This window comes from Novosphingobium barchaimii LL02 (assembly GCF_001046635.1).
Taxonomy (GTDB): Bacteria; Pseudomonadota; Alphaproteobacteria; order Sphingomonadales; family Sphingomonadaceae; genus Novosphingobium; species Novosphingobium barchaimii.
The window spans coordinates 117,793-135,288 of record NZ_KQ130455.1 but is presented as its reverse complement, the minus strand read 5'-3'; the positions used below and the strand labels follow the sequence as shown (position 1 = coordinate 135,288).

Here is a 17,496-nt window from a genome sequence, read left to right as displayed (position 1 = left end):
CCAAGAGCGGCCGGGCCGTCAGCCCCTTGCCGCCATCGCGTAGCCCGGCGGGATGCGGTAGAGCTGCGGGCTGCCGGTCAGCGCATTCAGGCGCCGCGTGACATTGGCCGCGATGATGTTGCGGACCTGCCGGTTCACCTCGTTAAGCCGGCGCGCCGCGTCCAGCATCGAGCGGCATTCCTCATCAAGGTGAATGGCGTCCAGACCTTCCAGCGCTCCGCACAGGCGGTTCTTGTCGAGCGTGGTCCCGACGATCGCGTCGAGGTCCAGACCGGCAAGGGCCTGCCGCTCGTCTTCCAGAACGGCAAGCATTTGCCGCAAGGCACCGCTAAGCTCGCTTGGGCGAAGGGGGGAAGTCGGCATTTAGTGGGCGCTCCTGAGCAACATGCCGGCCGCGATCATGGCGTCGGCGATCTTGGCCGGAACCACGGGATAGTTGCCCGATTCCACCGCCTTGCGGATCAATGCGACCCGGTCGGTGTCGATGGGGGCAGCGCCCGCGTTCAGGGCCTGCGAAGTCTCCACGGCCGGAGCCGCCGAGACGGAAGTGGTTGGCCTGGTGTTGACCGTGGCCGTGTCACCGCCCGTGACACGGGCCAGCCGGGTATCGACTGCGCCGATGCGCTGCGCGGATCCCAGTTCGATAGGTGGCATTTGCCGCTCCTTGAGATGTCCTGTCTTCCAGAACGACATCGGCGCGGCCGTTTAAAGGGGGCGGGCGGCAGGTTTTTGCCACTTGCCGGTTGCCGCCAGAATTTGCGGTCAACATTTGCGATCAGGGCATGGGAACGGAAACCAGCCCCGGCCGCTCGACCCGCGCGCGCATCATCTGGCCCCGGACCGCAAGGCTGGCGCCGGGCCCGGCCAGTGGCCGCACCCTGATCCAGCCGCCAACGGGGCCGGATTCCATCGCCTCGCCGGGCTGGGACACGGTGAAGCCATCGCCCGAAACGGCTATGGCGATGGCATCTCCACGTGAGATGGCGGCGGGCGCGCCCTGCCCTGCACCGCTGCTGCGGACCGGCACGAACAGCCGCCAGCCGGAGGGGTCTCCGCACTGCACCACGACGCTGTCCTGCGCCTGCGTGCGCCACGACATGGCCACGCCGGCATGGCAGGGCTGAAGGCGCAGGCGGCGATCCACCGGGGTTGCGGCGCCGCCCATCTCGCCTGCCGGGGCGCCGGTGAAGCTCGCGATCTGGCGGTCTATGGCGTCGAGATCGGCGAACTGCGCCGAAACGGCAGTGGCCAAAAGGAACAGGCTGGCGGGCATTCGGATACCTTTATGCGCAAAGAGGCTTACCGCCCCGTCACAGCAAGTCCCGTGCCAGCTTCTAAGAGTCCGTTTGAGAATGGGCTTTGCCCATTCTGCGGCACCAGCCCACTCCCCCACCCGGCCACCCATCAAGGGTACACTAGTGGGTGGCCGGGTGGGGGAGTGGGCTGGTGCCGACACGAAAATGCGCTCTTTCGCGCATTTTCAAACGGTCTCTCAGCGCTCCGGCACGTCATAGGCCAGGGCGACACGGGCGGGACCGGCGCCCGGCTCCACCACGATCCGCGCGGCGCGCCCATGCGCTCCGGCTTCGGCGAGCAGGCGCGCAGCCTCGGCCAGAGCCGCATCGCGCGCGCCGGGCGCGGCGCCGTAACGGGCGGTGATGGTAAGTTGCTGACGCGGATCGGCCGCCTGCTGCTCCAGCCACACGTCCAGAGGCGGGGCACCCGGAGCGGCGTGGTAGACCGCAAGGGGTTCGGACCGCGCAGAGGCATGAAGGTCGGCCTTCGCCTGCCCGGCCGGGCGATTGTGCAGCGAGGCGGCGCTCAGCATGAACAGGATCAGAGCAAGATCGGCCAGCGAAGTCTGCCAGCCGAACGAACTGGTGCCCTTCACCGCTTGCCGCCCCCCGGCAATGCGCCCGGCAGAGCGCCCGCGACCTGGCTTTCCAGCCAGTCGAGCACGCGCTGGCGTTCATGCTCCTCCTGCGCCGCGCGCCGGGCGATCATGCGGGCGAGCGGCGCGAACAGCAGGTTGCCCAGCAGCAGCCCGTAAAGCGTGGTCAGCACCGCCATCGAGATGGCGCCGGTGAAATCGGACGCGGCGCCGGGATCGGCCGGCAGACGGGTCAGCGCGACCAGCGTACCGGCAAGGCCGAACACCGGCGAAAGTTCCGCCGCCTGTTCCAGCGTGCGTACCGCGCGGCGGCTCTGGTCGACGCGGCGGCGCTTGTGCGCGGCGTGGGCGCCCTGCAGCCCTCCCATCGAGCGCGAGCCGATCAGCGCATCGGTTACGGCATCGAATTCCTCATCGCCGAAATGGTGGGGTTCGGCGCGGATGACGCCGTCCTGCTGGATTTCCTGAACCTGCGGGGCCAGCTCCGCCCGCGCCTGCGCCGCCCTAAATCGCGGGCGCAGCAGCCGGGCCACCCCGGCAAAGGCCATGCGCGTGTCCCAGATACCGCAGCGAAGCACGGTGGCAAGGCAGGTGCCCCCGACGACGATCGCGGCGCCGGCAGGGTCGAACAGGGTGTGGGAGATCATCGGCCGTACTCCATTTGCAGCACAGAACGGGCCGGCACGCGGCAAATTCAGCCTCAGGCGCGCATTTGCCGGTGGGCGGCAAGGACTTGCCGGTCGGCGAGTGGAGGCGGGAGGACGCCGGGGGCTTCGACAAGCTCAGCCTGAGCGGAATTGAGAGAATGGTCCTGTCGGTCAAAGTGCCCGAAACCGGCTCAGGCTGAGCGTGTCGAAGCCCCCACAGCCACAAACCGATCTCCGCCAAAACCTGCACTGCAACCGATTGGCACGTCTCTTGCGAAACATCCGGCACACAGTTCGGGACACCACCCAAATGCCGCAGGATCTATTCGGAATACATGGCAAGGCGCTGGAACTGCGCTCGCAGCGCATGGGCGTGCTTGCCTCCAACATCGCCAATGCCGGCACCCCCGGATACAAGGCCCGCGACATCGACTTCACCGCCGCGATCAAGGCCGCCGATGCCGGCGCCGGGATCGACAAGGCGGTGCATTCGGCGACGCTCTACCGCGTGCCGGTGATGCCCTCGCTCGATGGCAATACGGTGGAGCTGCAGAACGAGCAGCTTTCCTTCTCCGAAAACGCGGTCGGCTATTCGACCACGCTCGAATTCATCCGCTCACGGGTCGATACCGTGAAGCGGGCGCTGCGGGGGGATTGACGATGTCAGGTCCCATGAACCTGTTCGGCGTCGCCCAGCGCGGCATGTCGGCGCAGCTGGTGCGGATGAACGCGGCGGCCTCGAACCTGGCCAATGCCGGTTCCGTCTCGGGCACCGAACAGGGCGCCTACAAGCCGATCCGCGCCGTCTTTTCCGAAGACCTCGACCGCGCCAGCGGCCTCTCCACCGTCGCTGTATCGGGCGTGATGCGGGAAAAGGCGGCTGCCGTGCGCCAGCACAACCCCGACCACCCCCTTGCCGACGAGAACGGCGATGTGTGGTCCGCGCCCGTCGATGAGAACGCCGAGATGGTCGAGATGCTCGAAGCCTCGCGCCAGTACCAGAACATGGTCGAGGCCCTGTCCACCGCCAAGAACCTGATGCTCGAAACGATGAGGATGAAATGACCGTCACTTCCGTAACCAACCCCTCGTCGGCCACGTCGTCGAACAGGACCTCGCTTTCGTCGCTGGACCAGGGCGATTTCCTCAAGCTGATGACGGCCCAGATGCAGCAGCAGGACCCCTTCGATCCGGTCGATCAGAAGGAGATGCTGGCGCAGATGGCGCAGTTCTCCTCGCTCGCCGGGACCACCGAGATGGGTGAGACGCTCAAGACCATCTCCGGCCAGCTCGACACGCTGGCCGAGGCGCAGAAATCGACCGCCGATGCCGTGGCCGCGCTCGCCGCTTCCCAGACCGACAAGAACGCCTGAAACCCTTTCTTCGGAGTACCTTAGATGTCCTATTACACCTCGCTCACCGGCCTGAAGAACGCCCAGACCGAACTCAACGTCATCTCGCACAACATCGCCAACGCCGAAACCAACGGCTTCAAGAAAAGCAATACCCAGTTCGCCGACATCATCTCGTCGTCGATCGTCACCGACCCCTCGCTGACCGTGGGCATCGGCTCGCGCGTCAGCGTGATCGCGCAGGACTTCAACGTGGGCGCCATCGAGCAGACCGGCAACGCGCTTGACATCGCCATTGGCGGCGAAGGCTTCTTCACCACCGTTTCGCCCAAGTCCGGCCAGACCGAATATACCCGCAACGGCGCCTTCAGCGTCGACGGCAGCGGCTTCATCAAGAACGCGCAAGGCGCGCGTCTGCAGGTCTTCCCCTCCGTGGGCGGCGTCACCAATACCGCGGTCCATCAGGACGCGCAGGTCGCCCCCACCAACGCCGCCGGTTCGGCTTATGCGAGCGTGACGATCGACCAGGAAGGCATGGTCGTCGCCTCTTACGACGACGGCAGCAACGTGACCCTGGGCACCGTGGCGCTGGCCAACTTCGTCGCCCCCTCGGGCCTGAAGCAGGTCGGCGATTCGAGCTGGAAGGTCACCGGCAAGTCCGGCGAGGCGAATTTCGGCGCTCCCGGTTCGGGCGCGTTCGGCCCGCTGAACTCCGGCTCGCTGGAGCGTTCGAACGTCGATATCGCCGAGGAGCTGGTCGATCTCATCAGCGCCCAGCGGTACTTCCAGGCCAACGCCAAGGCCATCGATACCGCCACGCAGATCTCGCAGACCGTCATCAACCTGCGCACCTGATGAACCACGTCTGCCCGTAAAGCACGACGCTGCGTTGATATTCCTCGTCACCCTGAACTTGTTTCAGGGTCCATTTCGCCGGCCAACCTGTGTTTGCCGCCGTAATCCGCACCGGCGGCACTACGCACTAACCCGTCCGGTCAAACCGCGAGATGGACCCTGAAACAAGTTCAGGGTGACGGTTCTGCGGCGGCGACGTGCGGTGTGCACCAATGGAAAAGGACCCGCCGATGGACCGCCTGATCTACACCGCCGTCTCGGGGATGAACGCCTCGCTCAACCGCGAGCGCGTCATCGCCAGCAACATGTCGAACGCGCAGACCGTCGGTTTCAAGGCGGAAATCCTGCAGGCCACGCCCACCACGCTGGAAGGCCCGCAGTTGGAAGTGCGCAGCCTGTCGAGCACCGAGGTCTCTGCCGCGTCGATGAAGGCGGGCGGCCTCAACCGCACGAACTACCCGCTCGACGTCGCCATGCAGGGCGATGCGATGCTGGCGGTGCAGGCGACTGATGGCCAGGAAAGCTACACCCGGCGCGGCGATCTTTCGGTCACCGTCACCGGCGTGCTGCAGAACGGCGACGGCCTGCCGGTGATCGGCGGTTCCGGCCCGATCTCGGTTCCCCCCGGCTTTAAGGTGACGATCGGCCCGGACGGCGGCGTGCTGGTGCAGGACCCGGACACCCCCGACGCCGCCCCGCAGGTGATCGACAGGCTCAAGCTGGTCAGCACCGCCGGGACCAGGATCGCCAAGGATATCGCCGGCCAGTTTCGCGTGCCGAATGGCGGAATCCTGCCGGTGGACGAGAACGCTCAGGTGATTCCCGGAGCCCTGGAGCAGTCCAACGTCAACCCTTCCGAAGTACTGGTCGAGATGATCGCGGCGCAGCGGCTTTTCGATATGCGCACCAAGCTGGTCCAGACCGCAGGGCAGCTCGACGAAGCCGGCGCGCGCCTGATGCGGCTGGACTGAAAACGCCGTCCGAACACCGAAACGCCAGAGGATTTAGACAATGCCCAGTTCCGCACTTCAGGTCGCCCGCACCGGGCTAGAGGCCCAGGACACGCGCATGCGCGTGATCGCCAACAACCTCGCCAACGTATCGACCACCGCCTTCAAGCGCGACCGCGCCAACTTCGCCACGCTCGCCTATCAGGATGCGCGGGTGGCGGGCGCGCAGTCCTCGACCGAGACGGCCTATGCCACCGGCCTCAATCTGGGCACCGGCGTCGCTGTGCAGTCGACCACGCGGATGGAGACGCAGGGCACCTTGCAGACCACCGGCAATTCGTTCGACCTGGCGCTGGACGGTGATGGATATTTTCAGGTCCAGCTGCCGGGCGGCCAGCTTGGCTATACCCGTGCGGGCAATTTCAGCCGTACCGCCGAAGGTCAGCTGGTGACCTCGCAGGGCTATGCCGTGCAGCCGGGCATCACCGTGCCCGAAGGCGCGACCACGATCACCGTTTCGGACGACGGCACCGTTTCCGCGCAGCTTGCCGGACAGTCGGAGCCGACGCAGCTGGGGCAGATCACAATCGCCAGCTTCACCAATCCCGTGGCGCTGCAATCGGCCAGCGACAACTTCATGCTGGAAACCGCCGGCAGCGGCCCCGCCCAGATCGGCATCGCCGGCGAGCAGGGACGCGGCCACATCCGGCAGGGGATGCTGGAAGGCTCCAACGTCAACATCGTCGAGGAACTGGTCGACATGATCGAGACGCAGCGCGCCTATGAGATCAATTCGAAGATGATCTCGGCGGTGGATGAAATGCTGCGCAACGCAAACCAGACGCTGTGATGGTCCTTCGACAAGCTCAGGATGAACGGCTTCGACAAGCTCAAGATGGCCGGCTTCGACAAGCTCAGGATGGCCGGAGGCAGGAAATGCCGGAAAACAAAAACCCGCTCATGCTGAGCTTGTCGAAGCATGCCGCCGTCGCCCTCGCGCTCCTGGCGACCCCGGCTTTCGCGAAAAAGCCGCCGCAGTCCTCCGGCTTCGAGGCCAGCCTGCCCGTGGCCCCCGCGCCGATTGCGCCGCCAACCGGCTCGATCTTCAACGTCTCGGCCGGATACGCCCCGCTGTATCAGGGCACGCGCGCGGCGCGGGTGGGCGACCCGCTGACGATCCTGCTGACCGAAAGCACCACCGCGTCCAAGGCGGTCAGCTCCAAAAGCGGCAAGAGCGGCAGCGCATCCATCACCCCGCCCACCACGGGCCTGATCTCGCAGCTGCTGAAGCCCAATTCGCTGAAGGCCGCGTCGAATTCGTCGTTCAACGGACAGGGCAGCGCCGCGCAGACATCCGCGCTCGATACCACCCTGGCGGTCACCATCGCCGAAGTGCGCGCCAACGGCACCGCGCTGGTGCGGGGAGAGAAGAAGATGCTCATCAGCCAGGGCGACGAATGGGTGCGTTTCTCCGGCATCGTGCGCCTTGCCGACATCGATCAGGAGAACCAGATCGCCTCGTCGCGCGTGGCCGATGCCCGCATCGAATATACCGGCAAGGGCGCGCTCCAGCAGGCCAGCAAGCAGGGCTGGCTGGGCCGTTTCTTCAACAAGATCTCGCCGTTCTGAGGATGCAGATGACGCTTCTTTCCCTACTTTCGTCATTCCCGCGCAGGCGGGAATCCATCTCCTGCCCTGCATGGCTACGCGGGCCCTCGAAGATGGATCCCCGCCTGCGCGGGGATGACGAAGTGTGGGGCGGCATACGCTTGCTCGCGCACCTCGCCCGTGCCGCCATCGCCCTAACCCTGCTCACCGTCCCTGCCCATGCCGAGCGCGTGCGCGATCTGGGGCAGTTTCAGGGCGTGCGCACCAACCAGCTCACCGGCTACGGCGTCGTCGTCGGCCTGCCGGGCACGGGGGATGACAATCTCGAATACCTGACGCAGGCGATGAAGGGCGTTTCGGGCCGTATGGGGCTGACGCTGCCGCCGGGCATCGCGCCCGGCCTGAAGAACGCCGCCGCCGTGATGATAACCGCCGACCTGCCCGCTTTCGCCAAGCCGGGGCAGCGCATCGACGTCACCGTTTCGACCATCGGCAAGGCCAAGTCCCTGCGCGGCGGCGCGCTGATCCTCACCGCGCTCTACGGCGCCGACGGGCAGGTCTACGCGATGGCGCAGGGCAACCTTGCCGTGGGCGGTCTCGACGCCTCGGGCCGCGATGGGTCCAAGGTCACCGTCAACATCCCCACCGTGGGCCGCATCGCCGAAGGGGCCAGCGTGGAGCGCGCCGTCGCCACCGGCTTCGACAGCGGCGAGATGCTGCGCTGGAACCTGTTCGAGGCGGATTTCCTTACCGCCGCGCGCGTGCGCGATGCGATCAACACGCGCCTGCCCAACACCGCCTCGGTCGAGGACGGCGTTACCCTGGCCCTGCGCCTGCCGGGCAATCCCGACAGCCGCGCCAGCGTGATGGCGGCGATCGAGATGATCGACGTGAACCCGGCGGAAACCGCCGCGCGGGTGATCGTCAACAGCCGCACCGGCACCGTGGTCATCAACTCTGCCGTGCGCCTGTCCCCCGCCGCGATCAGCCACGGCAAGCTGACCGTGCGCGTCGAGGAGAACCAGCAGGTGGTCCAGCCCGCCCCGTTCAGCCGGGGCCGCACCGCGACCGAGCAGCACTCGAACGTCTCGGTCGAGGAGGAAAACCGCTCGGTCGCGCTGTTCAGGGGCGGCGCCTCGCTGTCCAAGGTGGTCGATGCGCTCAACATGCTGGGCGTCACCCCGTCCGACCTGGTGGCGATCCTCGAAGCGTTGAAGCAGGCCGGCGCCCTCAAGGCGGAAATGGTCATCATATGAGCACGATCCTTCCCGCCGCTCCCGGCATGGCGACCAGGGCGGACGCCACCGACCGCGAAAAGCTGCACACCGTCGCCAAGCAGTTCGAGGCCGTTTTCGTGCGCGAGATGCTGAGCGCCGCGCGCAAGACCAGCTTCGGCGGAGATGGCGGCGCGGGCGATATCTCCGGCGGGCAGGCGCTGGATACCTTCCGCCAGCTTCAGGACGAACACGTCGCGGATAGCACCGTGCAGTCGGGCGTGCTGGGCCTTGCGAAGATACTGGAGGAGCAGATGGCGAAGTTCGTCGGCGGTCCTGCGAGCAACTCGGGACGAGCGGATGATGCGGGAAGCGGGTCGACGACCAAGCCGGACGGTGGCTGACGCAGCCTGTCGCCCTCCCAACCCGTCACCGCCGGACGGTGCCTGACGCAATCCGTTGCCCCTCCCACTCCGTCACCCTGAACTTGTTTCAGGGTCCATCGCGCCGCGTCACCCGTTGGCCCAGCTCCCAGCCGCCCCGTCGGTTTGCGGCGTGAGAGCGCAGGGTTTGCGGCGAGATAGACCCTGAAACGAGTTCAGGGTGACGGGGATTTTGACGGAGGGGGAAGGGGGAACACGCACTGCTTTTCGCCCGATAAAATCACCCTGAAAATCCCCGCCCAGCTACCGTTCTAGTATTCGGGCCAAGCGCCCCTCCCACGAACCCCGCTCAGGCTGAGCTTGTCGAAGCCCGGGCGCCGCGCAAACGGAAAACCAGGTAGCATAATGGCCTCCGACCTTCTCTCGATCGCGCGTTCGGGCGCCCGCGTTGCCCGCACCGCGCTGGATGTGACGGCGAACAACATCGCCAATGCCAAGACGGAAGGCTACGTGCGCCGCAGCGTTTCGGTGGCCGAAGTCACGGCGGGATCGCTTAATGCCTCGCCCACCGGCATCAACCTGGCCGGCGCCCGGATCACCGGGATCGTGCGCAACGCCGACGTGTTCCGCCAGTCCGAGGTTCGCCGCACCGGCTCCGACGCCGCGCGCGCCTCGGCCGAGGTGGCGGGGCTGGAAAGCGTGCAGACCGCGATCGAGCAGACCGGCGTCTACGATTCGGTGGTCGCTTTCGAGGGCAGCCTCAAGCAGCTGGTGTCGGACCCCACCGACGGTTCCCTGCGCGCGCAGGTGATCGAGGACGGGCGCACCATGGCGCAGACCTTCAACACCGCCGCGCAGAACCTGGACGCGGCAGGCAAGGGCCTGCGCTTCGAAGCGCAGGACGGCGTCGACACCGTCAACCGCCTCGCCGGAGAAATCGCGAAAGTGAACCTGCGCCTGATGCGCAGCGGCGGCGATGCATCGGGCGACCAGTCCACCCTGCTCGACCAGCGCGATAGCCTGCTCCAGCAGCTGAGCGATCATGCCGACATCACCACCACCATCAATGCCGACAAGTCCGTCTCGGTCACGCTGGGCGGGCCGACCGGCACCTCGCTGGTATCGGGCGCCACTGCAAAGACGCTGTCGATGGCCAGCGCGGCGAACGGCACGGTGTCGTTCTCGGTGAACAGCCAGGCGGTGACGCTCAGCTCCGGCGCGGTCGCCGGCAAGGCGCAGGCGCTGGTGGAACTGGCCGGCGCGCGCACGCAGCTGGACACCATCGCGGGCGGCATCGTCAGCGCCATCAACACCGCGCAAACGGGCGGCGTGGACCTTCAGGGCAGCCCCGGCCAGCCACTGTTTTCCGGCACCGGCGCGGCGGACATCGCGATGGTCGCCAGCAAAGGCACCGCCATCGCAACGGCGCCAGCGGGCGCGGCGGCCGGCAGCCGCGACATGACCAACCTTGCCGCGATGCGCGGCGCGCTCGAAACGGCGGACCCTTCCGGCGCGGTCGATACCCTGCTGTTCGGCATATCCAGCGCCGTCGCCGGGCGCACGATCACCCGCGATGCCCTCGCCGCGATTGCGGGCAGCGCGCAGTCCGCGCTGTCTGCTCAGGCGGGCGTGAACCTCGATGACGAAGCCGTGAACCTCGTCCGTTTCCAGCAGGCCTATCAGGCCTCGGCGCGGGTGATGCAGGTGGCGAGCGACATCTTCGATTCCATCCTCTCGATCAGGTAGGCCCGCCATGACGACCATTTCCACCTCGACCGGCGCCTTCTTCGACAAGTCGCGGACCGACATGAAGTCGCTGCGCGGACAGGCGGAGACGCTGCAAACCCAGCTGAGCACCACGCAGAAGCTGAGCCGTTCTTCCGACAACCCGGTCGCCGCCTCGCGCCTGCGCGCCCTGTCGCGGCAGGAGACGCTGTCGCAGATCGACACCGCCAACGCGAACCGCGCAAATGCCGACCTGACGCTGGCCGACGGCGCCATGTCCGACATCGCCGACACCATCATCCGCGCGCAGGAACTGGCGACCCAGGCCGCCTCCTCCACCCTGACGGCCGAGCAGCGGGGCGCCGTGGCGACCGAACTGGATCAGGTCCACGCCGCGCTGTTCGGCCTGGCCAATACCCGCGATTCGAACGGCCATGCACTGTTCGGCGGCGAAAGCACGGGCGATGCCTATAAGCTGGATGCCGCGGGCAACGCCGCCTATGTCGGCTCCGCCAGCAGCGAAGACCTGCCGCTGGGCGAAGGGCAAAGCGTCACCCGCTCCATGACCGGCCCGCAGTTCCTGACCTTCACCGACAGGAACGGCATCCAGAGCGACGTCATGGCCACCGTCAAGGCGCTGTCCGACGCGCTCAAGGCCGGGACGACACCAACTGTCGGAGCCAACGACGCCCTCGCCAGTCTCCAGACCGGCCTCGACACCCTGAGTACCGGGCAGACCGTGGTCGGCACCCGGCTCGCCTGGATCGAACTGACCGGCGAGCGCCGCATCGACCGGGGCGAACTGCGCTCCGCCGAACAGACAGACCTTGGCGCCACCGACATCGCCTCCACCATGGCGCGGCTTCAGGAAACGCTCACGGTGCTGGAGGCCAGCCAGGCCGGCTTCGCCAAGCTCTCCAGCCTGAGCCTGTTCAACCAGCTGCGCTGATTTCGGTACGGACGACGAGCAAGAGCAGAGCCAAAAATCATCGTCACCCTGAACTCGTTTCAGGGTCCATCACGCCGCCTGACCCGGTGGGTAGTTCCACAGAACCCAGCAGGCGGTTTGCTGCCGCAGACATCGGGGTTAGCGGCGCGATGGACCCTGAAACGAGTTCAGGGTGACGAGGCGCATGGAACCATGCTGCGCGTGGCCCACCCCGCCCCCACACCACGCAGTTCTGCGTAGGCCGCTGAACAAGCGGAAATAACCAGCTTCCAGCTAACCTGCATCCCTCGCAGCCGCTCACGAAGGACCACAAACCCATGTTCGCAATCATCGGCGTCGTCATCCTGCTGGTGATGGTTTTCGGCGGCTTCGCGATCACCGGCGGCGCGCTTGGCCCGGTGATGGAGGCGATCCCGCACGAGATGCTCATCATCGGCGGCGCCGCGATCGGGGCGATCGTCACCGGTAATTCCATGCACGAGCTGAAGGGCCTGGGCAGCGGCATGATGAAGGTCTTCAAAGGCCCGAAACACAACAAGCAGGACCACATCGACGTCATCATCCTGACCACGCGGCTGATGAAGCTGCTGCGCTCCGAAGGCCCGGTGGCGCTGGAAAGCCATGTCGCCGATCCCAAGTCCTCCGCCATCTTCGCGCAGTTCCCGCGCCTGCTCGGCAACGAGCCGCTGGTCCACCTCATAGCCGATACGCTGACGCTGATCGTCGTCTCTTCCGGCACGCTGGAGGTCCACGCGGTGGAGGACGTGATGGACAATGCGATGAAAACCCATTTCCACGAAGCCCACGAAGCGCAGCACGCCCTGCAGGGCCTGGCCGACGCGCTGCCCGCGCTGGGCATCGTCGCGGCCGTGCTGGGCGTGGTGAAGACGATGGGCTCGATCGACAAGCCGCCCTCGATCCTGGGCGGGATGATCGGCTCGGCGCTGGTCGGCACCTTCATGGGCGTGATGCTGGCCTACGGCATGGTCGCGCCGATGGCGGGCCGCCTGAAACAGGTGTTGGAGGCGGACGAGCAGATCTTTCACGCGGTAAAGCAGGTCATCATCGCGTCCTTGCACGGCTGGCCGCAGCCGCTGGTGGTGGAATCAGCCAGGTCCGGCCTGGGCCACGCCTTCCGCCCCAGCCTGTCCGATCTGCTCGACGCGATGCGCGGTAAGTAAGATGGCCAAGAGCGCCGACGAGCCAGTCCGCCCGATCATCGTCAAGAAGATCACCGTCGTCGCCGGCGGCCACCACGGCGGCGCGTGGAAAGTCGCCTATGCGGATTTCGTGACCGCGATGATGGCGTTCTTCCTGCTGCTATGGATCCTGGGCGCCACCACCGAAAAACAGCGCAAGGGCATCGCCGACTATTTCTCGCCCACTCTGGTCAAGAACCGCAAGTCCGGCACGGGATCGGGCACCGGCCTGCTGGGCGGCACTTCGCTGACCGCGCAGGACAAGCTGCCCCACCCCGGCGGCAGCGGCAACAAGGCCATCACCATCCCGCGCGACGCCACCGGTGGACCGAAGGAAGGTGCCAAGCGCACCCAGCTCGCCCGCCAGCAGGTGGAAAAGAAGCTCCAGTCCACCGAGCGCCTGCGCAGGCTGGCAAAGCAGGTGCGCCTGGTCGACACCACTGAAGGCGTGCGTATCGACCTTGTCGACGACGCGAACTTCTCGATGTTCCGCCTGGGCACCACGGTGCTGACGCCCGAGGCATCAGACCTGCTGGCCGCGCTGGGCGAGGCACTGGGCACAGGCGGCGGCGGCGTCACCGTTCGCGGCCACACCGACGCCCTGCCCTTCGCGGCGGGCACCGTGGGCAACAACTGGTCACTCTCCGCCGGGCGCGCCGAGGCAACCCGCCAGGCCCTGCTGCGCGACGGCATCAAGGAAGACCGCTTCCGCCGCATCGAGGGCGTCGCCGACCGCGAACTGCTGATCCCCGCCAACCCGCACGATCCGCGCAACCGCAGGATTTCGATCACGCTGCTGAATTGACGGGTGGTGGAGGGCTGACTTCAGGCGTCCGTGATGCACGGTCGCGGTCTATGGATTTGTCACTTATCCGTGCTTGGCCGCCACTTTTGCCTTTTTCGCATAGTGATGATGCGCCACCGCGCAGCCCACTGCCGCGCCGGCGACGGCGTGTCCCTTGCCGACCATGTGGCCGCCTACGGCTCCGGCCGCAGCGCCCCGGATGCAGCCTTTGGCCATGGCCGGCTGAGCAGCGATCATAAGGAGCGGCAGGGCGATTAACGATGCGTACTTCATGTCAGGCGTCCTCAACCATGGGAAACTAACCTAACAACGAGGATGCGGCCGGCGCAGTTTCATTACACTTTCGTCATGTTCCAGGCCGGTCTCGCGCAGAATGGCCGTCGTTCGTGCCCGGCAGGTAATGCTCAAAAAAAGCCAATCCGTTCCAGTCCGGTCCCGCCCCAAGGTGGACGTATCTTAAGACCACGAGCAAAAAACGCGCTTTTGCTCAGTTGCTACTTCCAGTTGATCTCAGGCTCTGAACAAATGTCGCGCCGATATTTCAGCTTGATCTCGGCGCATATGAAGTCCGCGCCTGCCTCATAGTCTCGCTCCAGATAGGGAGGACTGCCGGGTCGATATGAACGAGGGTACATTTGCGTCATCATATCATTGTCGATGATATTTCCATCATTTTCTGCGCGCTTTGCTTTGCTGATAACTGCCGAGTCACACGCTGAGGTCAGGCCGAGCAGGGGAATGCACAACCACCGCATTGCCATCGCGTATCGCATCTGCTTCATCTTTCCCTCTCTCCGACGATAGCCCTCTGTTCAAATGCAAAAAACATATTTTGCAGCAGCATACCAGGGACCGCTTCCCACCAACATCGGACTATCCGCCCCGCTCAGCCTGAGCCTGTCGAAGGCCCGTGAAACGGAGCGCGGCGCCTCCACGCTTCAACAAGCTCAGCATGTGCGAAGTGGGTCATGCGCAGCGTTACCCCGTCGCAACCGATAGGGGGGCATCTCGTCCGCGCGCACCGAATGGGGCGTTTGCCGCCGGACCATTTTCCTACATCGCCGATGGCTGCTATCTTCACAGCGGTTCTTTCTCACCGTCGTTCCGGGTGCCGCCGTGCGCCTCACAAGGCACATGCCGCCCGCATGTACATCATCAACTTGCGCCATGCGCGGGCGCCGCAGACGCCGAAACGCCCGGCGGTCAGCGCTGACCACCGGGCGAGACTCACCGGGGAACGGGGAGCCGGTCCGCCGACTGCGCTGGAATTCTAGCGCAGCAGCGAGAGGACGTTCTGCTGGCTCTGGTTGGCCTGTGCGAGCATCGCGGTGGATGCCTGGCTCAGGATCTGGGCCTTGGCCATCGCGGTCGTTTCGGCCGAGTAGTCGGCGTCTTCGATGCGGCTCTTGGCGTCGGACAGGTTGGTGACGGTGTTGGTCAGGTTGTTGATCGCCGATTCCAGGCGGTTCTGGCCGGCGCCCAGCGAAGCGCGGGTCGAGTTCACGTCCTTCAGCGCATTGTCCACGTTCGTCAGCGTGGCGGCGGCCTTGGTGGCGTCGGTCACGTCCAGAGCCGAGGCGGCGAGGTTGGCGCCGTTGATGGCCTTGGCGGTCAGCGTGACCTTCTCGCCCGAGTTCGAGCCGGTCTGGATGTCGAAGGTCAGGTCGGTGCCCGAGGTGGTCGAGATCAGCGTGTTGCCGTTGAACTTGACCTGCGTGAACGAGTCCGAGATCTGCGAGGTCAGCGCGGTGACTTCCTGCTGCATCGCCGCGCGGTCCGACGACTGATAGGTGCCCGAGGCCGACTGGATCGCCAGTTCACGCACGCGCTGCAGCATGTTGCTGACTTCCGACAGCGTGCCTTCGGCGGTCTGCGCCAGCGAGATACCGTCGTTGGCGTTGCGGATGCCCTGGCTCATGCCGCGGATCTGCGAGGTCATCGAGGTGGAGATCGCAAGGCCGGCGGCATCGTCCTTGGCCGAGTTGATGCGCTTGCCGGTCGACAGGCGCTCCATCGCGGTGCCGAGCATCTTGTTGGCGGCGTTCGAGGCGTTGGACGCCCGGATGGCGCTGATGTTGGTATTGATGACAGACATGATGAGGTTCCCGTTGAGTGTCCCGATAATCCCGGCCCATCAGTCATGGGCTTTGCGGAGCAACCGGCCGGCCCATCCAGCCCGCTGCCAGCCTCTAGACCGGCAGCCTCCCGCGAACTTTAAGTCCCGGCGTGAAATCGTTTGAGGCGCGGCGCGGCGAAGGCGAATCGGCAGCAGGCGAATCTGCCGATTCACGAATCTCCCGCGCGGCAATCGCGCGCGCGTGAAGATTATTACTTCGCTGCGCCGCTGCGACTGCCCAATGCGATCCAACCTGACGTTCCGCCGCGAAACCCGCGATTTTCGGGGATTCCAGCCGATGATCTGCTTCCCAATGCGCGGCAGAGCGAGCCTCGCAGCGGATGGAAGGCCCTGCAGAAACCTGCCGCCGAACGGCAGATTACGGACATCTACGCGGCCTTAAATTACCGCTCTTTTTGCCGTTAACCACGCATAAGCGGCTTCAGGGAACTGGTTAATTCCAAGGGAATCCGCGATATGGCCGCTCTGGAAATCAATAACGAAACGGTTCGCCTCCACGGCCCGCTGCTCCGGCGCGCCGGGGCGATTGCCGCCTCTCTTTTTAACGGCGATGCAATCGATTTCCGCGATTTTGCAGACCGCACCCCGCTACGCCCCCGCACCCGCTGCGTGCGACTGTCGCGCGGTCCGGCACCGGCGCTTGCCCGCGAAGGCGCCAGCCTGACCTCGATGACCTACGCCGACCCGGTCAGCGAAACCGCGCTGGCCATGCTGCTGGCCGCCTCCGCCGGTCCCGAGGACCCCATCGCCGCCGACCCGGAAAGCCTGTCCGTCTTCGCGCTGGCGGAGCGCCTTGCCGTCAGCGACATCCCGGTGCTCATCAACGGCCCCACCGGCACCGGCAAGGAAGTGCTCAGCCGCTTCATCCACACCCGTTCGAACCGCCGCGACCAGCCGTTCATCGCCGTCAACTGCGCCGCCATGCCCGAAACGATGCTGGAGGCCATGCTGTTCGGCCACCAGAAGGGCGCCTTCACCGGAGCGACGGCGGCCAGCGAAGGCTTCATGCGCGCGGCGGACGGCGGCACCCTGCTGCTCGACGAGATCGCCGAGCTGCCCCTCTCGCTTCAGGCCAAGCTGCTGCGCGCGCTGCAGGAGCAGGAAGTGGTGCCGATCGGCTCGACCCGCGCGATCAAGGTGGACGTGCGGGTGATCGCCTGCGCCAACCGCGACCTGCCCACCGAAGTGGCGCAGGGCCGTTTCCGCGCCGACCTTTTCTACCGCCTCAACGTCTTCCCGCTGGAGCTGCGCCCCTTGCGTGAGCGCCCGGACGACATCGCCCCGCTCGCCTTCGCCATGGCCCTGCGCCATGCCCGCGCCATCGGTGGCAGCGAAGCCGTGCCCTGCCTCACCGAAGGCGCGCTGGCCATGCTGCGGCTGCATTCCTGGCCGGGCAACGTGCGCGAACTGGAGAACGTGGTCCGCCGCGCGATGCTGCTCGCCCACGGGAACGCCCGGATCGCCCCCGAGCACATCGTCTTCGACAGCCCGGCACGCCTTGTCGCGGTCCCGGTGATCGGCGGCCTCGACCTGCCGTTCGCCGCGCCTGTCGAGGCAGGCGACGGCGACCGCAAGCTGTCGAGCATAGTCCAGCACTCCGAAGCCCGCGCCATCGTGGAAACGCTGGAGGCCTGCGGCGGCAACCGCCTGCGCGCGGCCCGCGAACTGGGTATCTCGGAACGCACGTTGCGCTACCGCCTCGCCTCGATGCGCGAGGCCGGAATCGAAATCGGGCGCGCCGCCCCCGCTCCTTCGGCAATGGGAGGCGGCCGGTGAGCAGC

At 66.2% G+C, this 17,496-nt stretch carries 22 protein-coding genes; 14 read left to right on the top strand and 8 right to left on the bottom strand.

Annotation, left to right across the window (positions count from 1 at the left end; translation table 11 throughout):
• Window positions 1-18 precede the first annotated feature (18 nt).
• The 5 genes from V474_RS15030 to V474_RS15010 all read right to left on the bottom strand — a co-directional run bounded on the left by V474_RS15030 (window position 19) and on the right by V474_RS15010 (window position 2,538).
• Window positions 19-363 (bottom strand): flagellar protein FlgN, encoded by a 345-nt coding sequence (locus tag V474_RS15030; protein WP_059152292.1) that lies wholly within the window; start codon window positions 361-363, stop codon window positions 19-21.
• Entirely contained in the window at window positions 364-654 is a 291-nt protein-coding gene (gene flgM / locus V474_RS15025) for a flagellar biosynthesis anti-sigma factor FlgM (protein WP_052505596.1), read from the bottom strand. It abuts the gene before it with no gap.
• A 121-nt stretch (window positions 655-775) separates the two neighbouring features.
• A complete protein-coding gene (locus tag V474_RS15020) occupies window positions 776-1,273 on the bottom strand; it encodes a flagella basal body P-ring formation protein FlgA (RefSeq protein ID WP_059152291.1) in 498 nt (165 codons plus the stop codon).
• A gap of 219 nt (window positions 1,274-1,492) precedes the next feature.
• Entirely contained in the window at window positions 1,493-1,891 is a 399-nt protein-coding gene (locus tag V474_RS15015) for a hypothetical protein (protein WP_059152290.1), read from the bottom strand.
• The gene (locus V474_RS15010) at window positions 1,888-2,538 is read right to left on the bottom strand and encodes a MotA/TolQ/ExbB proton channel family protein (RefSeq protein WP_059152289.1); all 651 of its coding nucleotides are present in this window, start codon (window positions 2,536-2,538) and stop codon (window positions 1,888-1,890) included. Before V474_RS15010 ends, V474_RS15015 begins: the two co-directional genes overlap by 4 nt.
• 310 nt (window positions 2,539-2,848) lie before the next feature.
• On the opposite strand from V474_RS15010, the gene flgB reads away from it, so the two are divergent.
• From flgB to V474_RS14945, 13 genes are all read left to right on the top strand, one after another.
• Window positions 2,849-3,196, top strand: a complete 348-nt coding sequence (gene flgB, locus V474_RS15005) for a flagellar basal body rod protein FlgB (RefSeq protein ID WP_059152288.1) — start codon at window positions 2,849-2,851, stop codon at window positions 3,194-3,196.
• A 14-nt stretch (window positions 3,197-3,210) separates the two neighbouring features.
• Complete coding sequence (gene flgC, locus V474_RS15000; RefSeq protein WP_200844898.1) at window positions 3,211-3,603, top strand: flagellar basal body rod protein FlgC; 393 nt, start codon at window positions 3,211-3,213, stop codon at window positions 3,601-3,603.
• Window positions 3,600-3,911 (top strand): flagellar hook assembly protein FlgD, encoded by a 312-nt coding sequence (locus tag V474_RS14995; RefSeq protein ID WP_059152287.1) that lies wholly within the window; start codon window positions 3,600-3,602, stop codon window positions 3,909-3,911. Before flgC ends, V474_RS14995 begins: the two co-directional genes overlap by 4 nt.
• 24 nt (window positions 3,912-3,935) lie before the next feature.
• Entirely contained in the window at window positions 3,936-4,745 is an 810-nt protein-coding gene (locus V474_RS14990; protein WP_059152286.1) for a flagellar hook-basal body complex protein, read from the top strand.
• A gap of 230 nt (window positions 4,746-4,975) precedes the next feature.
• Window positions 4,976-5,716, top strand: coding sequence for a flagellar basal body rod protein FlgF (locus tag V474_RS14985; protein WP_059152562.1), 741 nt, complete (start codon window positions 4,976-4,978; stop codon window positions 5,714-5,716).
• Between the two features lie 40 nt (window positions 5,717-5,756).
• Entirely contained in the window at window positions 5,757-6,545 is a 789-nt protein-coding gene (flgG, locus tag V474_RS14980) for a flagellar basal-body rod protein FlgG (RefSeq protein ID WP_059152285.1), read from the top strand.
• Window positions 6,546-6,631: 86 nt separating this feature from the next.
• Window positions 6,632-7,324: a flagellar basal body L-ring protein FlgH gene (locus V474_RS14975; RefSeq protein WP_059152284.1), complete on the top strand. Its 693-nt coding sequence runs from the start codon at window positions 6,632-6,634 to the stop codon at window positions 7,322-7,324.
• 92 nt (window positions 7,325-7,416) lie between these two features.
• The gene (locus V474_RS14970; RefSeq protein WP_059152283.1) at window positions 7,417-8,559 is read left to right on the top strand and encodes a flagellar basal body P-ring protein FlgI; all 1,143 of its coding nucleotides are present in this window, start codon (window positions 7,417-7,419) and stop codon (window positions 8,557-8,559) included.
• Entirely contained in the window at window positions 8,556-8,921 is a 366-nt protein-coding gene (locus V474_RS14965) for a rod-binding protein (RefSeq protein ID WP_059152282.1), read from the top strand. Before V474_RS14970 ends, V474_RS14965 begins: the two co-directional genes overlap by 4 nt.
• Window positions 8,922-9,305: 384 nt before the next feature.
• Window positions 9,306-10,646 carry a flagellar hook-associated protein FlgK gene (flgK, locus tag V474_RS14960; RefSeq protein WP_059152281.1) on the top strand — a complete coding sequence of 447 codons (1,341 nt, stop codon included), beginning with the start codon at window positions 9,306-9,308 and terminating at the stop codon, window positions 10,644-10,646.
• Between the two features lie 7 nt (window positions 10,647-10,653).
• Window positions 10,654-11,574, top strand: coding sequence for a flagellin N-terminal helical domain-containing protein (locus V474_RS14955; protein ID WP_059152280.1), 921 nt, complete (start codon window positions 10,654-10,656; stop codon window positions 11,572-11,574).
• A gap of 317 nt (window positions 11,575-11,891) precedes the next feature.
• On the top strand, window positions 11,892-12,755 hold the full coding sequence (motA, locus tag V474_RS14950) for a flagellar motor stator protein MotA (RefSeq protein ID WP_059152279.1): 864 nt from the start codon (window positions 11,892-11,894) through the stop codon (window positions 12,753-12,755).
• A gap of 1 nt (window position 12,756) precedes the next feature.
• Window positions 12,757-13,578 (top strand): flagellar motor protein MotB, encoded by an 822-nt coding sequence (locus V474_RS14945; protein WP_059152278.1) that lies wholly within the window; start codon window positions 12,757-12,759, stop codon window positions 13,576-13,578.
• 63 nt (window positions 13,579-13,641) lie between these two features.
• Here the strand turns inward: V474_RS14945 and V474_RS14940 are convergent, their stop codons facing one another.
• The 3 genes from V474_RS14940 to V474_RS14930 form a co-directional block, all read right to left on the bottom strand.
• Window positions 13,642-13,851, bottom strand: a complete 210-nt coding sequence (locus V474_RS14940) for a hypothetical protein (protein ID WP_059152277.1) — start codon at window positions 13,849-13,851, stop codon at window positions 13,642-13,644.
• Window positions 13,852-14,072: 221 nt separating this feature from the next.
• On the bottom strand, window positions 14,073-14,360 hold the full coding sequence (locus V474_RS14935) for a hypothetical protein (RefSeq protein ID WP_059152276.1): 288 nt from the start codon (window positions 14,358-14,360) through the stop codon (window positions 14,073-14,075).
• A 488-nt stretch (window positions 14,361-14,848) separates the two neighbouring features.
• Complete coding sequence (locus tag V474_RS14930; RefSeq protein WP_059150492.1) at window positions 14,849-15,673, bottom strand: flagellin N-terminal helical domain-containing protein; 825 nt, start codon at window positions 15,671-15,673, stop codon at window positions 14,849-14,851.
• A 498-nt stretch (window positions 15,674-16,171) separates the two neighbouring features.
• Between V474_RS14930 and V474_RS14920 the strand changes: the two genes are divergently transcribed.
• Window positions 16,172-17,491, top strand: coding sequence for a sigma-54 interaction domain-containing protein (locus V474_RS14920; RefSeq protein ID WP_059152274.1), 1,320 nt, complete (start codon window positions 16,172-16,174; stop codon window positions 17,489-17,491).
• Window positions 17,492-17,496 lie beyond the last annotated feature (5 nt).